General features: G+C 26.1%; 21 protein-coding genes. 6 read left to right on the top strand and 15 right to left on the bottom strand.

Features of this window, described 5'->3' with window-relative positions; translation table 11 throughout:
• Positions 1-187 precede the first annotated feature (187 nt).
• Together NWE74_RS16890 and NWE74_RS16885 are read right to left on the bottom strand one after the other, a co-directional pair.
• Positions 188-1150 (bottom strand): LCP family protein, encoded by a 963-nt coding sequence (locus tag NWE74_RS16890; protein WP_258244136.1) that lies wholly within the window; start codon positions 1148-1150, stop codon positions 188-190.
• A gap of 423 nt (positions 1151-1573) precedes the next feature.
• Complete coding sequence (locus NWE74_RS16885; RefSeq protein WP_258244135.1) at positions 1574-2374, bottom strand: DUF2785 domain-containing protein; 801 nt, start codon at positions 2372-2374, stop codon at positions 1574-1576.
• A 237-nt stretch (positions 2375-2611) separates the two neighbouring features.
• Here NWE74_RS16885 and NWE74_RS16880 point away from each other — a divergent pair, with 237 nt between their 5' ends.
• A complete protein-coding gene (locus NWE74_RS16880) occupies positions 2612-3799 on the top strand; it encodes a metallophosphoesterase family protein (protein WP_258244134.1) in 1188 nt (395 codons plus the stop codon).
• Positions 3800-4100: 301 nt separating this feature from the next.
• The gene (locus NWE74_RS19325) at positions 4101-4562 is read left to right on the top strand and encodes a 5'-methylthioadenosine/S-adenosylhomocysteine nucleosidase (protein ID WP_420330207.1); all 462 of its coding nucleotides are present in this window, start codon (positions 4101-4103) and stop codon (positions 4560-4562) included.
• A 135-nt stretch (positions 4563-4697) separates the two neighbouring features.
• On the opposite strand, the gene NWE74_RS16870 is transcribed toward NWE74_RS19325, so the two are convergent.
• Together NWE74_RS16870 and NWE74_RS16865 are read right to left on the bottom strand one after the other, a co-directional pair.
• Positions 4698-4970, bottom strand: a complete 273-nt coding sequence (locus NWE74_RS16870; protein ID WP_258244132.1) for a hypothetical protein — start codon at positions 4968-4970, stop codon at positions 4698-4700.
• Complete coding sequence (locus tag NWE74_RS16865) at positions 4954-5613, bottom strand: TetR/AcrR family transcriptional regulator (protein ID WP_258244131.1); 660 nt, start codon at positions 5611-5613, stop codon at positions 4954-4956. Before NWE74_RS16865 ends, NWE74_RS16870 begins: the two co-directional genes overlap by 17 nt.
• Before the next feature lie 248 nt (positions 5614-5861).
• On the opposite strand from NWE74_RS16865, the gene NWE74_RS16860 reads away from it, so the two are divergent.
• The gene (locus tag NWE74_RS16860; RefSeq protein ID WP_258244130.1) at positions 5862-6107 is read left to right on the top strand and encodes a hypothetical protein; all 246 of its coding nucleotides are present in this window, start codon (positions 5862-5864) and stop codon (positions 6105-6107) included.
• A gap of 91 nt (positions 6108-6198) precedes the next feature.
• Here the strand turns inward: NWE74_RS16860 and NWE74_RS16855 are convergent, their stop codons facing one another.
• Together NWE74_RS16855 and NWE74_RS16850 are read right to left on the bottom strand one after the other, a co-directional pair.
• A complete protein-coding gene (locus NWE74_RS16855; protein WP_258244129.1) occupies positions 6199-7182 on the bottom strand; it encodes a DUF4179 domain-containing protein in 984 nt (327 codons plus the stop codon).
• Positions 7172-7726, bottom strand: a complete 555-nt coding sequence (locus NWE74_RS16850) for an RNA polymerase sigma factor (RefSeq protein ID WP_258244128.1) — start codon at positions 7724-7726, stop codon at positions 7172-7174. The genes NWE74_RS16855 and NWE74_RS16850 overlap by 11 nt, the downstream gene beginning before the upstream one ends.
• Positions 7727-7935: 209 nt before the next feature.
• Here NWE74_RS16850 and NWE74_RS16845 point away from each other — a divergent pair, with 209 nt between their 5' ends.
• The gene (locus tag NWE74_RS16845) at positions 7936-8451 is read left to right on the top strand and encodes a hypothetical protein (RefSeq protein WP_258244127.1); all 516 of its coding nucleotides are present in this window, start codon (positions 7936-7938) and stop codon (positions 8449-8451) included.
• A gap of 84 nt (positions 8452-8535) precedes the next feature.
• Here the strand turns inward: NWE74_RS16845 and NWE74_RS16840 are convergent, their stop codons facing one another.
• Positions 8536-9027, bottom strand: a complete 492-nt coding sequence (locus NWE74_RS16840; protein ID WP_258244126.1) for a peptidoglycan-binding domain-containing protein — start codon at positions 9025-9027, stop codon at positions 8536-8538.
• A 614-nt stretch (positions 9028-9641) separates the two neighbouring features.
• Here NWE74_RS16840 and NWE74_RS16835 point away from each other — a divergent pair.
• Positions 9642-9956 carry a hypothetical protein gene (locus tag NWE74_RS16835; protein ID WP_258244125.1) on the top strand — a complete coding sequence of 105 codons (315 nt, stop codon included), beginning with the start codon at positions 9642-9644 and terminating at the stop codon, positions 9954-9956.
• Positions 9957-10448: 492 nt separating this feature from the next.
• The gene (locus NWE74_RS16830; protein ID WP_258244124.1) at positions 10449-11426 is read left to right on the top strand and encodes an HD domain-containing protein; all 978 of its coding nucleotides are present in this window, start codon (positions 10449-10451) and stop codon (positions 11424-11426) included.
• A gap of 129 nt (positions 11427-11555) precedes the next feature.
• Here the strand turns inward: NWE74_RS16830 and NWE74_RS16825 are convergent, their stop codons facing one another.
• The 8 genes from NWE74_RS16825 to NWE74_RS16790 form a co-directional block, all read right to left on the bottom strand.
• The gene (locus NWE74_RS16825) at positions 11556-12071 is read right to left on the bottom strand and encodes a GNAT family N-acetyltransferase (RefSeq protein ID WP_258244123.1); all 516 of its coding nucleotides are present in this window, start codon (positions 12069-12071) and stop codon (positions 11556-11558) included.
• A gap of 99 nt (positions 12072-12170) precedes the next feature.
• On the bottom strand, positions 12171-12446 hold the full coding sequence (locus NWE74_RS16820) for a GNAT family N-acetyltransferase (RefSeq protein ID WP_258244484.1): 276 nt from the start codon (positions 12444-12446) through the stop codon (positions 12171-12173).
• A gap of 17 nt (positions 12447-12463) precedes the next feature.
• On the bottom strand, positions 12464-12715 hold the full coding sequence (locus tag NWE74_RS16815; protein WP_258244122.1) for a hypothetical protein: 252 nt from the start codon (positions 12713-12715) through the stop codon (positions 12464-12466).
• Positions 12716-12819: 104 nt separating this feature from the next.
• Positions 12820-13212, bottom strand: coding sequence for a hypothetical protein (locus NWE74_RS16810; protein WP_258244121.1), 393 nt, complete (start codon positions 13210-13212; stop codon positions 12820-12822).
• A 171-nt stretch (positions 13213-13383) separates the two neighbouring features.
• The gene (locus NWE74_RS16805; RefSeq protein ID WP_258244120.1) at positions 13384-14379 is read right to left on the bottom strand and encodes a DUF4003 domain-containing protein; all 996 of its coding nucleotides are present in this window, start codon (positions 14377-14379) and stop codon (positions 13384-13386) included.
• 230 nt (positions 14380-14609) lie between these two features.
• Positions 14610-14969: a hypothetical protein gene (locus NWE74_RS16800; protein ID WP_258244119.1), complete on the bottom strand. Its 360-nt coding sequence runs from the start codon at positions 14967-14969 to the stop codon at positions 14610-14612.
• 65 nt (positions 14970-15034) lie between these two features.
• A complete protein-coding gene (locus NWE74_RS16795) occupies positions 15035-15556 on the bottom strand; it encodes a GNAT family N-acetyltransferase (protein WP_258244118.1) in 522 nt (173 codons plus the stop codon).
• Positions 15557-15809: 253 nt separating this feature from the next.
• A complete protein-coding gene (locus NWE74_RS16790; protein ID WP_258244117.1) occupies positions 15810-16316 on the bottom strand; it encodes a GNAT family N-acetyltransferase in 507 nt (168 codons plus the stop codon).
• Positions 16317-16450: the final 134 nt, after the last annotated feature.

Here is a 16450-nt window from a genome sequence, read left to right as displayed (position 1 = left end):
TATCCCCTTTGTAGTCTTATGTTTGATTTTAAATGATTGTTTTTGTATCTTAAAATAAAAAGAGTGTTAACAAATACCTGCCTACACTCTTTTACTGATATAATCTTACCATAAATATATGATATTTGAAATATTTTCTATGTTATGTATTAGACTTTATAAGCATATTCAGCTTACAATATACTAACTATTTATCCTCATTTCCATAAATAAACTCATGCCAAGCTTTTATATTAGGCTCTTTATCCCACTCTAATACCCAGCCTTTTTTATCATCTATAATATGGCCATTTCTATGTTCTTCTAGGGGAAACTGTAATTGTTCTATATCCTTGTCATTAATATTAAACACCGTATATCCTAAATTCAGCATTTGAATAGGACTTATATTTGTTTTAGTGTTTTCTAAAAGGATATCTGCACATTTTTTATATTCTTGCGGTCCTTTTTTCAAAAACTCTTTATAAACACTTTGAGCTACTTCTCTATGTCTATTATCTCTAGCAAATGCACTGTCAGTATATCTTATCCTGCTAAATGCAAGTGCTTGATATCCATTTAATCTTTGAGTTCCTGATTTAGTTATATATTCTTTTTTAACTTCGTCTTTTTTATTGTAATAATACTCATAACAGTCATCTATATACTTATTAACTTCATCAATATCTTTTTCTTCTATATTTACTTCTACTCCACCTAACTCGTCCATAATATCCATAAATGAAACAAAGTTAACAGCTATATATTTATCAATTTTAATATCAAAGTTAACCTTAAATACTTCTTTTAATAAATCAATTCCTTCATATGCATATGCATGAGTTAACTTTTCAGTTGAATATCCTGGAATTTCAACATATGTATCTCTTGCTATTGATGTTATTTTTATATCTTTGTTTTTGCTATCAATTGTAACTAACATTACAGAGTCAGATCTATTTCCTTTGTCTATATATCTTCCATCGATTCCTACTAATAATATGTTAGTTATTCCTTCTACCATTTTTTCATTAGTGTCTTGTTCACTTTTTACAGCTTCATCTTTTACATATATGGAATTTAACTTACTATATACAAATCCAAATCCAGCTAAAATAATTAAACTTAATGTAATTACTAGTCCAATTACTATTTTTTTAAAATAACTCATCTCTGTCCCCTATCTACTTATTTCATAGTTTTCTTTTATAAAAAGTCGCTTTGCCCCTGTCACCAACGACTTCCTCCGTTGCTTAAAATATAAACAACTTTTATTATATTTTAAATTTAAAGTAATTGATATTACGCTTAAGAGTAGTATTGAAATAAAACAGTCGCAGTATATTTCATCTGCGACTTGTAATAATTATCGAGCTATTTTTCCTGATCCATTTTTCATTAAATTCTCTACATCTTCTACTTTAGCTAAGTTTGCATCCCCATATATACTATGCTTTATAACTGATGCCGCTGTTGCAAATTCTGCTACATACTCAGCTTCTTTGTTACTTAGTTATGTAAAAATCATCTATTTAGTTTTAAATCCATTGTTATGACTGATGTACACGTATTTTTTAATTTTAATTAGAAATTTTTAAATAATTTCAAAAGTACTATAGAAAAACTTTAAGTATTCAGTTATTAACATTTGAGTTTCTTCAAACTCTATATCTTCAAATTTAAGCATATATGAAAGAGACATTAAAAATTTAACCCAACATAAATTAAAAGACTTAGACTCCATTAAGCTTACATTATTTGATTCTATCCAACTATTTAGTTTAGATTGAGTTAGTTTATTGTATTTTATTAAAGATATAATTACTTTATCAATTCTACTTTCCTCACCGAATAGAAAATTTTCAATATTTATTAAAGCCCTTGAAATACAATTTAATACTCTTGTCGCACTATCAGGTGTTAAGTATATGGATTTCGAAATAGTTTCTAATAAATCAGCTCCATGAGCAAATGCATGGGCCCATCCTTTTTCATCTACAAAACCTCTATTATCTTTCTCAGTTTCCATATATTCAATAGATAGTTTAATTATTTCTTTTTCAGTTTCAGCATCTATGTATCTATTTTTAAAGTGACTTTCAAGTAAAACAACTAATAACAAAGAGACAAAACTTCTAGTAAATACTTCATCAGAGTATTGCTCTTTAATACCATAAAATAATAAATTTCTAGATAGAATACCATCTATTAACCAAAGTTTTTGCTTTGTTGAAATTTTATTAGACTCTTCTAAATTAACCCAACCTATATAAATTGTATTATCTCTTAATTCAGGACATAGTGAACCAATATTTTTCAACATTAACTCAATCAATTCGTCTGAAGCAACTTTTTCAGAATTTAATCCATTTATAATTTTTTCTTTTTCATTCATTTTTATATTTCCCCTATTCTATCATTCTAATATCTACCTTTATATATAGTAACAGACCTCAAATAATAATTATTAGTTCATCCTTTTATATATATTAATTTAAAGTAAAATATAATCATAACTTACAATTTGTGATTATGAAGATAAATTTTTAGGAATAATACATCTAACACTATTATATTTTTTATTATATAATTGTGAGGTAGTTTTTAATAAATAAGAAAGGAACTATATAATATGGGTAAAATATGCATTATCTCAGACATTCATTCTAATATCCATGCACTAAATATATTCTTAGAACATATAGAAAAAAAATATAATACTATAGATTATATTTTAAATCTTGGTGATTTTATTCAAGATGGACCTAAACCATGTGAAGTTTTTGATAAAGTTATAAATGATAAAAGATTTATAACTATTATTGGAAATAAAGAATATGAATTGATTAATAATAATTTTGATGAATGTGTTTTTTTTGACGAAGGAGAATCTCATGAGCTATGGACATTGAAAAAACTAGGCGTAGATAGAATAAATAAAATTAAACAATTACCACTATATAAATCTATCGAATTATATGGTAAGAAGTTTTTTATGATCCATTCAGATTATGAATATCAAAATACTTTTGGGGACACTAGTTTAACTAATGTAATAATAGAAAGCTCTCTTGAAAAATTTTCTACTAAAGAAGCAATGTTAAATATAAATAATCATGATTACTTATTGATTGCAGAAAATCATATTGAATGCTTGGAAAATCATGAAACGTTTAAAGTAATACAGCCTGGGTCTTTAAGTTCATTAGACGATAATACTATTAAATTTGTTATATTAGATATTAATGAACATGAAGAAAATATTAATTTTAAAAATCTAAAATCTGATTCATATGAAGTAGTAATGCAATGTATAGATGAAAATGTACCAGATCCATACAATAATATATATACTAATAAAATAAAAAAAGATATTTATGATGTATCTATAACTCCTAAATATGATGTAGATATAGTTCCCGTAGACTGGTCATTTTTCCCACTAATAATAAAAAAATTTATAAAAGAATCTAAATTTGCTCATATATCTTGTTGGTCTAATGAAATAGAACTAATCAATGAAATAAGATCAAATTTAAATATTGTAAAAGAAACTGAAGTAAACTTATCACAAAAGCAAATATTATTTGAATTAAGAGTAGATGAAAAAATAGAAAGTATTTTAACTAACAATTTTTTAAATGAAAATAAATTAAAATGGTTCAATATTTATTTCTATTTAAACGAAAATATGGAATATCCTTATTTTATATGTGAGCATAATGGATTTGAAATAAGAATATTTGATTTAAATTCAAACAATCTAGATTTTATCCAAAGTGTATCCAAAAATGATACTATAAATATAAGTTTATATTAATCATAGTAGGAAGTGGGACTTAAATTTGATAATCCAGTTTTAGGTATGGTAACATTATCTTTATTATTAACCTTTTAAAATGCAATAAGTTAACCGAATCTGAATTGAATAATTGGATAGATTTAAATAACAAAATTATAGAGGAATCTAAATCATTTAACTTTTTTCAATAAAAAACACGTGTAAGTCGCTCATCCCAATAAATTCAAATTTGAGTATCCGATTTTTACACGTATTTCGGTGTATCTATGTTGATTTTATTTGTTGATATCCTAGTGATTTCCAAAAGTTGATGTGATATATATATAATATATATATATATATATATCACATTAAAGAAGGACGATTTACTATTTATAAATATAAATTTATAGAAGTTCCATTAAAAAAAGAGGTTAAAGTTAAATCTGGAGATACATTTGAAGATTGTAAAAGTATTATAAATAAAGAATCTATTAAGTTTAATTACCATATTGGTAAAATAGTTAGTGGAGAGTCGTTTATTTCCGATTGTAATTTAAGAAATTTAATAATTAAAGAGCATTCTCCTCATTGCGTTGAAATGGAAGGTTCTGCGATTGGTCACGTTGCATATATAAATAGCATACCATTCAGAAGTATCTCTGATAATGCAGATGATAATGCTGCTAACTCTATAATAGATTTTGAAAAAATATCAGCTAATAATTCAGCTCTTTTGGTCTTAAATATTCTAGATATTTTAGATAAAGCTATTTTCTTTAAAAATTTCAACATTTTTTAGACATCATCACCTGCAAATAAAGTTCGTACTCCAAGATGTGAAAGGAGTTGATTTAGCGGTAGTCTTTGCTCCTACTTCAACGCTCTTTATTTATATTTTGAGGTCAAAAATCTAATCTATCAATTTTGTTTAAGTCTATTTTTTACTTAATACTTTAGACGTTGCTAAATTAACCCCTAGTGTTACTACTCCTCCAATTATTAATCCTGTTGCTATGTTATATAACTTAACTACATAAAATACTCCACCAGCCAAAACTCCAACAGTTCCACAAGTAGCCCCTAGCATAGCACGTTTTTGCTTAACCTCTAAAGGTGCTGTAAATATTTTATAATCTTCAACTATTTTCTTTGATGATTCCATTGCTTTTTTTCTATTATCTAAAGCTTTATTATTTAGTGTTTTCATTTATTCCAACCCCTTTAAGATTATTTTTAACCTTATCTAATAATTCATCACCTATAACATCTACTCCTAATTGCTTCATAGTAAATTGAATAAATATAAATCTATTTACGGTTTCCTCATATGTCCTATTAAATAAAATAGGATTTAACCATATATTACACAGTAAAAGTAGCAGTTCTGAACATTCTTTTGGAAAATCTGTATTTAATGAACCATCCTTAACCCCATCTTTAATTATCTCAAAGAATTTAATTGAATCTATATTCACTGTTTGAATAATACTTTGAATAATGGCTTTACTATTATTTATTTGATTAAGTAAAAATCTATTTGTTGTATTTATGTTTTCATCACTTATTATTCTATTTAATACATACTTAATCTTTTCTTTAGCATTACATCCATCGGCTTCTTCAATTAACTTATCTAAGTAGATATTAGCCTTTTCTTTTTCTAAAAGTAGCACTGATTGTAATATTTCTTCTTTTGATTTGAAATAATGATATATAGCTCCTTTAGAAATACCTAACTCATTAATAATATCTTGTATACTTGTTTTTTCATAACCCTTTTCAATGAAAAAACTATATGCAGTAGATAAAATATCTTCGTATGTCTGGTTTGGCGAATTATTATTTAACATTGTACCCTCCCTAATACCGACCGTCGGTTTGTAATAAAATAGTATCATTAGAGATTTCATATGTCAAGGCAATGATTCAATCTAATCATTTACATAAAATTCCATATAACTGTTGTGTTACAACTTTTATTAATATAATATAAAAAATAATAGTCAAATAAATCGTGATATGCTTTTGATAAATAGACTAATTAGTATGTAATTTTATAAAGTTTTAATACCATTTTATATAAAGTAGATATTTTTTGATGGATAAAAAATTTTTGATTTTTAATTTAGATAAACTAAAAAGAAATAAAGACTATTTTATAGTAGTACTTTTTCTAAATGTTACAATGTTTGGCGTTCCGATAGTGAGCTTAGCGAATGAAACTAATATTAGTATACATAACCTTAGCGTGCAAAAATATATATCTACAATCGTATGTTTTGCAATAACGCTAATGTATTTAATTTGTATAAAAAAAGAATTTAGATTAATGAAAAAGAATTAATTATAGTTCGTTCGATTAAATGTATCTATGATATTGTACTAATACCAATTCAATCAAAGTTAATAAAAAAACAGAGAAAAATCTCTGTTTTTTATTTTAAATTAATGATTATTTTATCGTTTAATTTATCAAATTCTTCATTACTGTCAAATGATTTTGAATATGGATATAGTGTAAGGGATGTTGCATTTGTGTTTATATTACTATTTTGATTATCAAGAGCAAAGGTAACGAAACCACTTAAATTCTCATCTAAATATAAACGGTCTACAATGAATTCACATTTATTGCCAAGATTATCTGATCCGATTAATTTGACATCTAAACTAGAAATATCACCAGTAACTGAAGTTTTGATTTTAGAACGGAACATGTTACCTTTATACTCTGTGAGTTTCATTGAAATATTATGAGTTAAATTTACAACTTTATCTAGCTCAACAGTAACGGATGTTTCCTTTAATACATCTGGATTAACATTGAAATTGAAATTCCAAGAACCTTCTATTTTATTAACATCAGCTTTCTCATTTGTAATTAAAGGTTGGTACTGAATCTCAATATTTGAATTCTTTGTCAAAGCTTCTTTAAACCTATATGTGCTAATGCTGTTAATTGTAGAACTATCTTTACGCTCTAACATTTCATCTGAATCATATGAAAGTTTTTTGTTATTAACTAGTATCGTAGCTTGAAGTTTTTGTTCGTCTAAAAAAGTTCCACTATCAGATTTTATAGTAGATGATACGATTAGTTCATTTTCATCTACTAATGCTTCGTTTATTGTTATAGTATACCCTCCATCGCTAATAGAAGAACCAATTGAAGCTTTATATTCATCTAAATCATTAGATGAGCTGAAATAACTCGCTATACTAATAAAAAAGTCTTTGGCATTGGCAAAAGAATTGGTATTTAAAAAAATCATATTTCCCAAAATAAATACTGCAATGGATAAAGAAAATTTTTTCATCCTTTTTCTCTTCTTCTTTAATACAGCAGTTCTCACACTTGTTTCTATAATACTATCTAACTCAGCAGACACCTCTATGTTGTCAAAGAAATCATCTTTCATACAAATAATCCTCCTTTAAAATATCTTTCATAGCAATCTTAGCCCGTCTCAAGTAAGTTTTTACAGTATTAGATGGTACCCCCATTATTGTAGCTATTTCGTCTATAGTCAAATTATCAAAGTATTTCAATATAAGTACTGTTTTATATTCATATTTCAATGAATAAATAGCATTATTAATATCTATCTTCTCGCTTAGATCACAGGCAAAGTTATCTTCGATTGTGAGTGAATCTGTAAATTCAATATTTGACAATCCTTTGTTCTTGCAATAATCACATGCGCAATTTATCAGTATTTTTGCGATCCATGCTTTAAACGAGGAATATTTTTTTAGTTTTTTTATATTTAACCACGCTTTACACACGCACTCTTGGACTATATCTAGAGCGTCAGATTCATTACCTGTATAACTGTAAGAGATTTTATACATGTAGTTTTTGTATTTCTTCAATAGTATTTCATAGCATTCAGCATTCCCCTTTATACTTCTTTTTACCAGTTCATCTTCAGATAAAAAAACTAAATCATCATACCCCTTCATAAAACAACTCCTTTCTATTAAATTTACAATGACACATCAGTTATATTTCGTACACGAAAAAAGTAGAGATTTATATCTTACAATACATAGACCTCGAATTCATCTAAAAAGTTTCAAAAAAATAAAATAAAGATACTAAGACTGAGCATTCAAATGAATATAATCAAGCTAATGAGATATAATTTATTATAAATACAGGAGGTGGTTATATGGAATATAAGTTTAAACTTACTATTGATGAGTATACAACAGTATTTAAAGTTCTAGAAACACTTGGCGGTGGACGTGCTTGGATGGTTAAGTTAATGAAACGTGTTATGGTATTTACATATGTCGGCTTGTCATTAGCTTTTTTGATATTTCAAGGATTTAAAAGCTTTATTGCCTTTGGCATAGCAGCAGGTATTATTTTAATAATTTTTTTTATTGGCTTAAGTCCGTCGTTTCTTGACAAAACAAGATCTAAGATTGTTTCTAAAATGTTAAAAAATAAACCCGGTTTACTAGAGGAGCAAATTGTTAAATTTGAGGAAGATCATGTTATATATTCATATACTAATGTTACTGTCAAAACACACTATACAGACATTTCAAGGGTTGTAGTAGAAAAAGATGTTATAATGGCACTAGGTCCAAATATCGAGCAATATGCTGTTATACCTTGTTCTATTTTTGTAGATTCTTCAGAGAAAAATAGGGTCATTAATCTATTAAATTCAAAATAAATAGAATAATACATCCGGATGCATATGCATTCTGATGTATTATTTTGTTTATTATTCTTTTCTTTTTTATCTATTTCTGTATCCTCAGATGTAGATGAAACAGACATCGGAATTGATAACCCAGATAATATTTGTAAGCCTTTTGCAATCCCTGCTTAGTAAAGCCTTAAATATCATAGGACTTGTGATGCCATTAACTTCGGTTCCCGCTAAGCCTGGTGAAGTTTGAAATCTCTTTACACCAGCCTCCGTTCCATCTCCAAATGTTCCTGTTAGCCCTCCTGGAGAAAAGCCTTTACACCACATTGCACCTTGGAGTATATAAACTAATCTCTTAATCTTTTCAGTAGGGTTAAAGTCTTTCTTTAATGTTGGACATTTTTCTTCAGTTGCTGGTCTGAAAGTTCCATTAGGTGTTGGTATTCCTACCTCTATTTGTAATGCTCTTATGAGACCTCTTATCGTAGACCAACCGGTTTTACCATTTTCATCTAGTCTAATCCAGTATGGATTACCTGTATACGTATTATTTAAATACTCTTGTGTTCTTAATACCATTGCATTTAATCTTTGCATATTATCATTCCTTTTATTTTTTCTTATCTATTTAATATTTTTTTGTTGTTGCACATATAAAATAGATGTTTTAGATAAAAATGTAAACCTGTATTTTTTCAAATTAATTAGGTAGATTTATCTTTTTTATTTAATAAATTTTAATTAACTATTAACTCCTTCCAAGAGATTTATCACTAGAATATTTCGTACATTGAAACTGTAATTGGCATTAAGTATCCTCCTTTTATTTAGATAATTATAAAAATATATTTGCTTCACGTTGAGATGATTTAAAAACTGCTGTTGAAGCAAAAGTAGTTAGAAGGAGAAAAATATCAATGGAACTAGATTTAATACAACTAGTAGTTAATTTAGGATTTGTGCGACATGCTGATAATTAAAAAGATTCGCCACATTTAATTTTATTAAATGGATAACTGATAATCTAAAAAGTCAAATGAGGTAGTAACGCACCAAATTGCTTTCTCTAAAGCTTTGAATGTACGGTTCTAAACAGATAATATAGTTCTTTAATTTTTTAGATTTGAATACCCCTATAAACTATAGGTTATGCTATAATTTGATTAATAATTATTATCAAGCATTAACTTCACGTAGAAAGGGGTAAATAAATGGGAACAATGGTGATAACTACACTTTTATCATCGGTAATATCTAGCCTTTTATTGTATATTTTAAATACTAGGATATGGGGCATATTTAAACCAATACAAAGGGATTTAAGTAGTTTAAGTAATTTAACTAGACGTATTTTAAGCTTTGCAGGTTTCCTATTAGCAATTTTTATAACTATTTTTTTAAGAATTAGTTTAAATATTAGTGGTGCTGGATCTGGTTTAATTTTAGGTTTTTTGGGTTCTATCGTAGATACATGCTTTAGAAATAATATTATAGAAAATAATCTAGAAAATAATGAGCTATATTAATATATTGTAAACTAGCAGGGTAATAATCTAAAATTATTACCCTGTTTTGTGTTCAAGAATAAAAAATATTTTTGTTAGTCATAATCTATATAAGACTAGATTTTCAAATTATATATGCAGTCATCTTAGTATTTCTAAGAACAGAAAGATCCTTACTAAACTTAATGCCTCTATTTCTTATATTAAAGATGTTTGAAATACTGTTACATAATCCATTAGAAAATTTATTTCTTGCTACTTATTTTCTTAAAGAAGAATCATCCATTCCATAGATTTGATCAACTTCTATAAAAGTATATAACCCTTCAAAGAACATATGCTCCTCTCCTTAAAGTTAATCTACTTTTTTTCAAGCACTATTTGGTTACACACCGAGATAGATGCAAAAACAGCCACATAAGAATAATTTAAACATAGCAATCGTGGAACATCCAATTTTAACTTAGATGAAATATAATTATATTAATAAAAATGTTAAGGGAGTAGAAGTCTATGAAGTATAAGGTAGCTATCTTAAAAAGTATTGAATTTATAGAAAAGAATTTGAAAAATAATTTATCATTAAAGATTATATCTAATCATGTAGGATATTCTGAGTATCATTTTTCAAGAATTTTCAAATCTAAAATGAACATATCTGTTATGGATTATGTTCAAGAAAGAAGGCTATTAGTTGCTTCAAAGGAAATATTTTATGGGCGAAAAATAGTAGATGTATCATATGATTATCAATATGAAACTCATAGCGGTTTTTCAAAAGCATTTAAAAAGAAATTTGGCTTTACTCCAACTCAACACTTAATCTATGCAATAAAAATATTAGAAAATATAAAAAATGAGAATAGAGAGGTTTTAATTATGAAAAATGAAAATAATCAAGGTATATTTATAGAACCATCTGTTGAGTTTGCAAGTGTAGAAGAATTATACAATCAATTAATTTTAAATCTGAAATGTAAATATAACTGTTCAGATTTAGAGGAAATAGAAAGGGCTTATTTATTGTCTTGTGAAGCACATAAAGACCAATATCGTAGATCAGGTGAACCTTACGTAATACATCCTCTAAATATAGCTTTAATATTATCTCAAATAGATGTTGATAAAGAATCTGTGATAGTTGGATTACTTTATGATGTTATAACAAAAAATACTCCTATTCCAATAGAAATTGTTGAGTCTAAATTCTCAAGGGAAATTTCTATATTACTAAATGATGTAACTAATTTTAAATCAGCCGACTTAAGAAAAGTAATTGAAGAATACTGTGACATAGATGGTAGAGTATTTGTTATTGAACTTGCATCTAGACTCCACAATATGAGAACTATAAAGCATATGAGTCCAAATGTTTATAATGAAAAGGCAAAAGAAACAATAGAAATTTTTTCACCTATAGCGGCTAAATTAAATCTTATAAAATTAAAAATTGAGTTAGATGATTTATCAATAAAATATTTGATTAACTAAAGCCATCAAGTATTTTTAATAAAATATACGTGTAAAGCGGTCATATCAATGGATTCAAATTTAAGTGACCGATTTTTACACGTATTTCAGTGTCTCTATATGGAAATTTATATTTTGGAAAAATAAAAATTATTTAAGAATTAATTTCAATATATTTAAATTACTCTTTTTATCTCCCATATTAATAGTCGTTGATTTTACGTGCTGATATCCTAGTGATTTCCAAAATTTTAGACCTTTAATATTTTGCTCTAATACTCCTATTCGGAATGTATCAGCTCCTTGAGTTAAAGCATATTTCTTTATTTCTTCATGAATTATTTTCCCTAATTTTTTATTTCTTTCATTTGGTGAAAGTAAAAGTAAACCTATCATCCAAGTTCCCTTCTGAGGATAATTTTTAAATATATCTACCATCCCAATTAATAAATTGCACTTATCATATACTCCTAGTGTTAATGAGTCCTCTAATGTTTTTCTATCACTATATTTAAAAATACTGTCTACATCCTCATAAGTTGCATATTTTCCACTGCACATAATATGATAATCAGAACATAAATCATATAAATATTTGACTTCATAGCGGTTAGAAGAAGTTATAGGCTTAATTAAATACTCATTACCTTTTATAGCTTTTATCATAATATATCCCTCTCTTTATATAATTGAAATTATTATATAATCTTACTTTAATTGTAGCAGAAGCATATTTTCAAAGTATCCATTAAAACGTATGATTTTTTAACAAATATATTTACACTCATACCTATTACAATTTCCATATTTTTCACCTAGGCTTTTTATTTTAAAGCCATATTTTTTATAAAAATCAACTGCATCATCATCAGTTTCAGCAATTAGCATTTTAGGATTTAAACTTTCAATAGAATAGTCTATAAGCTTACTACCAATACCTTTAAATTGCATACACTTATTAACCGCTATGTTTAATATAACAACCTTATTTGTATTAGTAATATCAAGTACAATTATTTCCTCTACTTGATTGCCTTCAATATATCCATATACAAAACTTAAAAATTAAACCATTTTATATTTTTATACTCTTCTTCTACATCTGGATAGCATCCAACTATTTTTTTTAAAGAAATAGATTCATCACCATATATACTTTTAATAAACTTCACGAATAAAGTTTCATCATAGCAATTGGTCTTTTTCCATTTAAAGAAATCAGCAAGAATAGTATCAAATTTATCTAATATTATTTTATCAACTTTATATAATCCAATATCTCCATCAGCACTTAATAATAAATACATCATATCAGCCCCCCTATAAATTTATGTAATATCAAAAGTATAATTCTAAATTAATAAATATATAATTAATATAGAAAATATACACTAAGTTAAATGTGTAGTTTTATTTAATCTCCTATACTAAAAATTTTTTTATTGTTAGCTAATGCAAATATGCACATTTTTATCATGAAATTAGCAAATCTTATAAACTCTTCTTTTTCAACATCACAATTTTTAAACTCATCTATAGAATCTAAATACTCCAAAATATCTTCTTTAATTAATGCTTTTGATGCAATTATAAATGATTCAATCTCATCAAGTTTAATCACCACATGACCATAAGGGTCTAATCTATTAAAAACATCTACATCATCACCAAAAATATGTCTATTTTTATAAATTAAATCACACATATCATCATAGAGGTTAATATATTCACCTATTCCGTCTATTTCATATGCATTTCCTTTTATACCATCATCTATACTTTCTGCTATTATAAAAGTCATTCCCATCTAAAATCACCTTCTTACCTTTAGTTTAATGTATTCTGCTATATTAAAGTTTTTACCCGTAGATTTATCTTAGTAGTCAATTAAAAATTCGGTTCACTCGTAGCACCAACGACTTCGCCCTTAAACGTAAAAAATCCTAAGACAAATACTATCTCAGGATATATACTAATTCTAATTTGAGGCAGCAGCAGTTGTTGATGCTATAATAGCTACCATCATTGCGATTTCTATAGCTATTATTATTTCTAAAAATATATTACTACTTATTGAATCTACATTACTGTCTTCATTTAAATATTGTGCATATGACGCTGCTACTATTGATGCACTAAGCATATTTCTATTATTTTTTCCTAATGCCCAGTTTCCAAATCCTTTTACTTCACTTAGTTTATTAGATACTCTTACTATTTGTTCTACTATTTTATTTTCATCATAGTCTATAAGTGCTAATGCTCCTATTAATGGATAACCATAGCCATCTATCTTACATTTTTCCTGTTCTAATAACTCTTTAATTCTTATTACTTTATTTATAGTTTTTGCACTTTTATCTTTATCAAGTGCCATTATATGAGATAGTGACTGAAGATTATTTGATTTATAAAACCCTCTTGAATTAAATATTTCATAAGCCTTCTCTATGTATTTTAAATCATTATCTAAATCATTTGAATTTATAGCTATAAGTGCCGCTCTACAATAATCATCACTTGATGTTAACCAAGGGTGATGTTTTTTCATAAAGTTATATACATATTTTGTTTTTTCTATAGATGTATTTATGTTCATTTTATCTTTATTTTCATTTATTATTATTGCTGTAAATGGTAAATATGAGTCATTAATAAATTTCTCTTCTTTTAATTTACCATATATGTTTTTTATTGATTTAAATTCTTCTTCTCTATTTGACTTTGTTGATAATATGTTTGCTAGATAAAACATACTGTGACCTCTAAAGTTTGAGAACATATTTGTATTTTCTTTAATTACATTTATACTCTCTTCTACTGCTAGTTTATTTATACTTTGATTTTTTATTGTAGATGATAATACACAGCTATATTGCATCATACCCATTTGCCATGAACCTTTGACTTCTTTTATCATCTCACTATTTTTTATAAATAAATTTAATTTATTGTTTATTATATACTCTTCCATCTTATATCCCCCAATGTTCTAATTGATGATACTTTAATAATTATAATAGCTTCTTAATTTTCTCTAGTCAAACTATAATCTATATTGATAATAAATTGTAACTAAATGTCATTATATCCTCTATATCTTTATTATTTATTTGGAACTAAAAGTGAGTAATTAAGATAATCCTTCCTATCCATAAAGGTAGACTAAAAGTTATATAATAAGATTGTGTCTCAAGTATATTTTTAGTTAAATGTATTAATATTGTTTTGGATATAATATGTATCTATTGACATAATTATTTCTTCATATACAATAAGTATGTTTTCAGAATTATCACCTTGTGCTTCATAAACCGTGCATCTAGGTAGTTCACCTTTTTTATTTATTATAGCTACTTTCTTACCTCTTTTTATATTTCTAAATCTTTCTAAAAAATCTACGCCTTGATACATAGTGTATGTAGCATTATTGTAAGTAAAAGATGAGTCCTCATTTCTATCTATATGAGGTAAAAAAGGCGAAAATCTCCATATATAAAAAATTATAATTGATATACATATTAATGATATAATGGAAATTTTTAAAACTTTACTGATTTTCATTGATATTCTCCTTTTGTAAATAATGTTTCATCAGGAACAAAAATCTCAAACTTAAATTTAATATATTAAAAGTGTATCCAATAACGCTCTATAGTATCTCCCTCTACGCCTACATTTTTTTCGAATAATCCTCCATTAGCAATTATAGTCTTTTTACTTCCTATATTGTTACAATCGCAAGTTACAAGCACCTTATCTAATCCATATGATTTACAATTCAATATGATTTGCCTAAGCATCTCTGTAGCATAACCTTTTTTTCTTTCACTCGGACTAACAGAATATCCTATATGGCCTCCCCATATACTTAATATTGGATTTTTAATATGATGTCTAAAGTCAATCACTCCTACGATTTTATTGTCACTTATTCTTACTGCTATATAAGTGTTAGAAGTTACCATGTCTGGTGGACAAGTTTTATCACTTTCAAGTAAATCAAGTTCATCAATCCATTCTTTTGCTGTAGAACATTTTCTTAAATTTCCACAACCTGACATAGTTTCGCCACTTTGTAAAAACTCTTGTTTATATTTCATAATATCATAAGCATATTCTAAAGTTGGTTTTATTAATTTAATTTCCATTTTCCAATTCCCCCTTGAAACCTGTTTATATCACACTATATTTTTATCTATATTGTAGTATAACTAATATTCTACTAAAAGTAATATTTTTCTGATCATCATAATAGAGCAATATTTTTTATTCTATTGCTCTATTAATTTAAATATTGAATCTTACTTAGCTTTTTAAAAACATTGACATTCTTAGCTTGATTTTGTTTAATATACAAAATTAGAATTTTATTTAGTTCTAGATTTTTATAAATAAATATATCTAAAATTTAATTTCAAATTGATTATACAAATTACCGTCTTTTTCATGACTTTTAAAGAATATTCCATTATTATTTAAAATAACTTTTTCAGAGCGTATATTAGTTTTAGCACAATTTAACACAACTTTATCAAGCCCAATTTCCTTTGCATAAGGTAGTGCTAATTCTAATATTTTATTTCCATACCCATTACCTCTATATTTTGGAGCAATATCATATCCTATATTACCATCAAAAGGGATATTACCATGTCTAATTCTAATAGATCCTAGAACTTGTTCTTTATCATTTACTAACCAAAAACTAGAACAAGGTACATAACCTTCCGGAAGATCAATGCCTTTAGCATTATTGTTAAGTTTACTTACATACTGTTTAAAATCTTTATAAGCATCTCTGTAAACATACATGTACTCTTTATCTCCTAATGTCTTGTAGTCATTAATATACTCTAAAAAACTCTTTTCATATTTTATGCTTGGTATTTCTAATCTAATATTATCCATATAAAATTTCCCCTTTCTCCCCTATCACTTATATCATATATATTATTCTTGCTTGCTACAGTTGTTATTTTTAATAAAATATTGAAAAAATAAATTGGCAATTAATAGTTTGATATGCCTAATAAGCATCATTT

It is taken from the genome of Romboutsia lituseburensis (genome assembly GCF_024723825.1).
In the GTDB taxonomy this organism is placed as follows: domain Bacteria; phylum Bacillota; class Clostridia; order Peptostreptococcales; family Peptostreptococcaceae; genus Romboutsia_F; species Romboutsia_F lituseburensis_A.
Note: the sequence above shows the minus strand (reverse complement) of the source record. Positions and strands in the feature narration are given on the sequence as shown.

What these genes read in the sequence shown, in the direction of transcription:
- NWE74_RS16890 (WP_258244136.1), bottom strand. Translation starts at nt 1,150, where the DNA reads ATGAGTTATTTTAAAAAAATAGTAATTGGACTAGTAATTACATTAAGT.
- NWE74_RS16885 (WP_258244135.1), bottom strand. Translation starts at nt 2,374, where the DNA reads ATGAATGAAAAAGAAAAAATTATAAATGGATTAAATTCTGAAAAAGTT.
- NWE74_RS16880 (WP_258244134.1), top strand. Translation starts at nt 2,612, where the DNA reads ATGGGTAAAATATGCATTATCTCAGACATTCATTCTAATATCCATGCA.
- NWE74_RS16870 (WP_258244132.1), bottom strand. Translation starts at nt 4,970, where the DNA reads ATGAAAACACTAAATAATAAAGCTTTAGATAATAGAAAAAAAGCAATG.
- NWE74_RS16865 (WP_258244131.1), bottom strand. Translation starts at nt 5,613, where the DNA reads ATGTTAAATAATAATTCGCCAAACCAGACATACGAAGATATTTTATCT.
- NWE74_RS16860 (WP_258244130.1), top strand. Translation starts at nt 5,862, where the DNA reads ATGGATAAAAAATTTTTGATTTTTAATTTAGATAAACTAAAAAGAAAT.
- NWE74_RS16855 (WP_258244129.1), bottom strand. Translation starts at nt 7,182, where the DNA reads ATGAAAGATGATTTCTTTGACAACATAGAGGTGTCTGCTGAGTTAGAT.
- NWE74_RS16850 (WP_258244128.1), bottom strand. Translation starts at nt 7,726, where the DNA reads ATGAAGGGGTATGATGATTTAGTTTTTTTATCTGAAGATGAACTGGTA.
- NWE74_RS16845 (WP_258244127.1), top strand. Translation starts at nt 7,936, where the DNA reads ATGGAATATAAGTTTAAACTTACTATTGATGAGTATACAACAGTATTT.
- NWE74_RS16840 (WP_258244126.1), bottom strand. Translation starts at nt 9,027, where the DNA reads ATGCAAAGATTAAATGCAATGGTATTAAGAACACAAGAGTATTTAAAT.
- NWE74_RS16835 (WP_258244125.1), top strand. Translation starts at nt 9,642, where the DNA reads ATGGGAACAATGGTGATAACTACACTTTTATCATCGGTAATATCTAGC.
- NWE74_RS16830 (WP_258244124.1), top strand. Translation starts at nt 10,449, where the DNA reads ATGAAGTATAAGGTAGCTATCTTAAAAAGTATTGAATTTATAGAAAAG.
- NWE74_RS16825 (WP_258244123.1), bottom strand. Translation starts at nt 12,071, where the DNA reads ATGATAAAAGCTATAAAAGGTAATGAGTATTTAATTAAGCCTATAACT.
- NWE74_RS16815 (WP_258244122.1), bottom strand. Translation starts at nt 12,715, where the DNA reads ATGATGTATTTATTATTAAGTGCTGATGGAGATATTGGATTATATAAA.
- NWE74_RS16810 (WP_258244121.1), bottom strand. Translation starts at nt 13,212, where the DNA reads ATGGGAATGACTTTTATAATAGCAGAAAGTATAGATGATGGTATAAAA.
- NWE74_RS16805 (WP_258244120.1), bottom strand. Translation starts at nt 14,379, where the DNA reads ATGGAAGAGTATATAATAAACAATAAATTAAATTTATTTATAAAAAAT.
- NWE74_RS16800 (WP_258244119.1), bottom strand. Translation starts at nt 14,969, where the DNA reads ATGAAAATCAGTAAAGTTTTAAAAATTTCCATTATATCATTAATATGT.
- NWE74_RS16795 (WP_258244118.1), bottom strand. Translation starts at nt 15,556, where the DNA reads ATGGAAATTAAATTAATAAAACCAACTTTAGAATATGCTTATGATATT.
- NWE74_RS16790 (WP_258244117.1), bottom strand. Translation starts at nt 16,316, where the DNA reads ATGGATAATATTAGATTAGAAATACCAAGCATAAAATATGAAAAGAGT.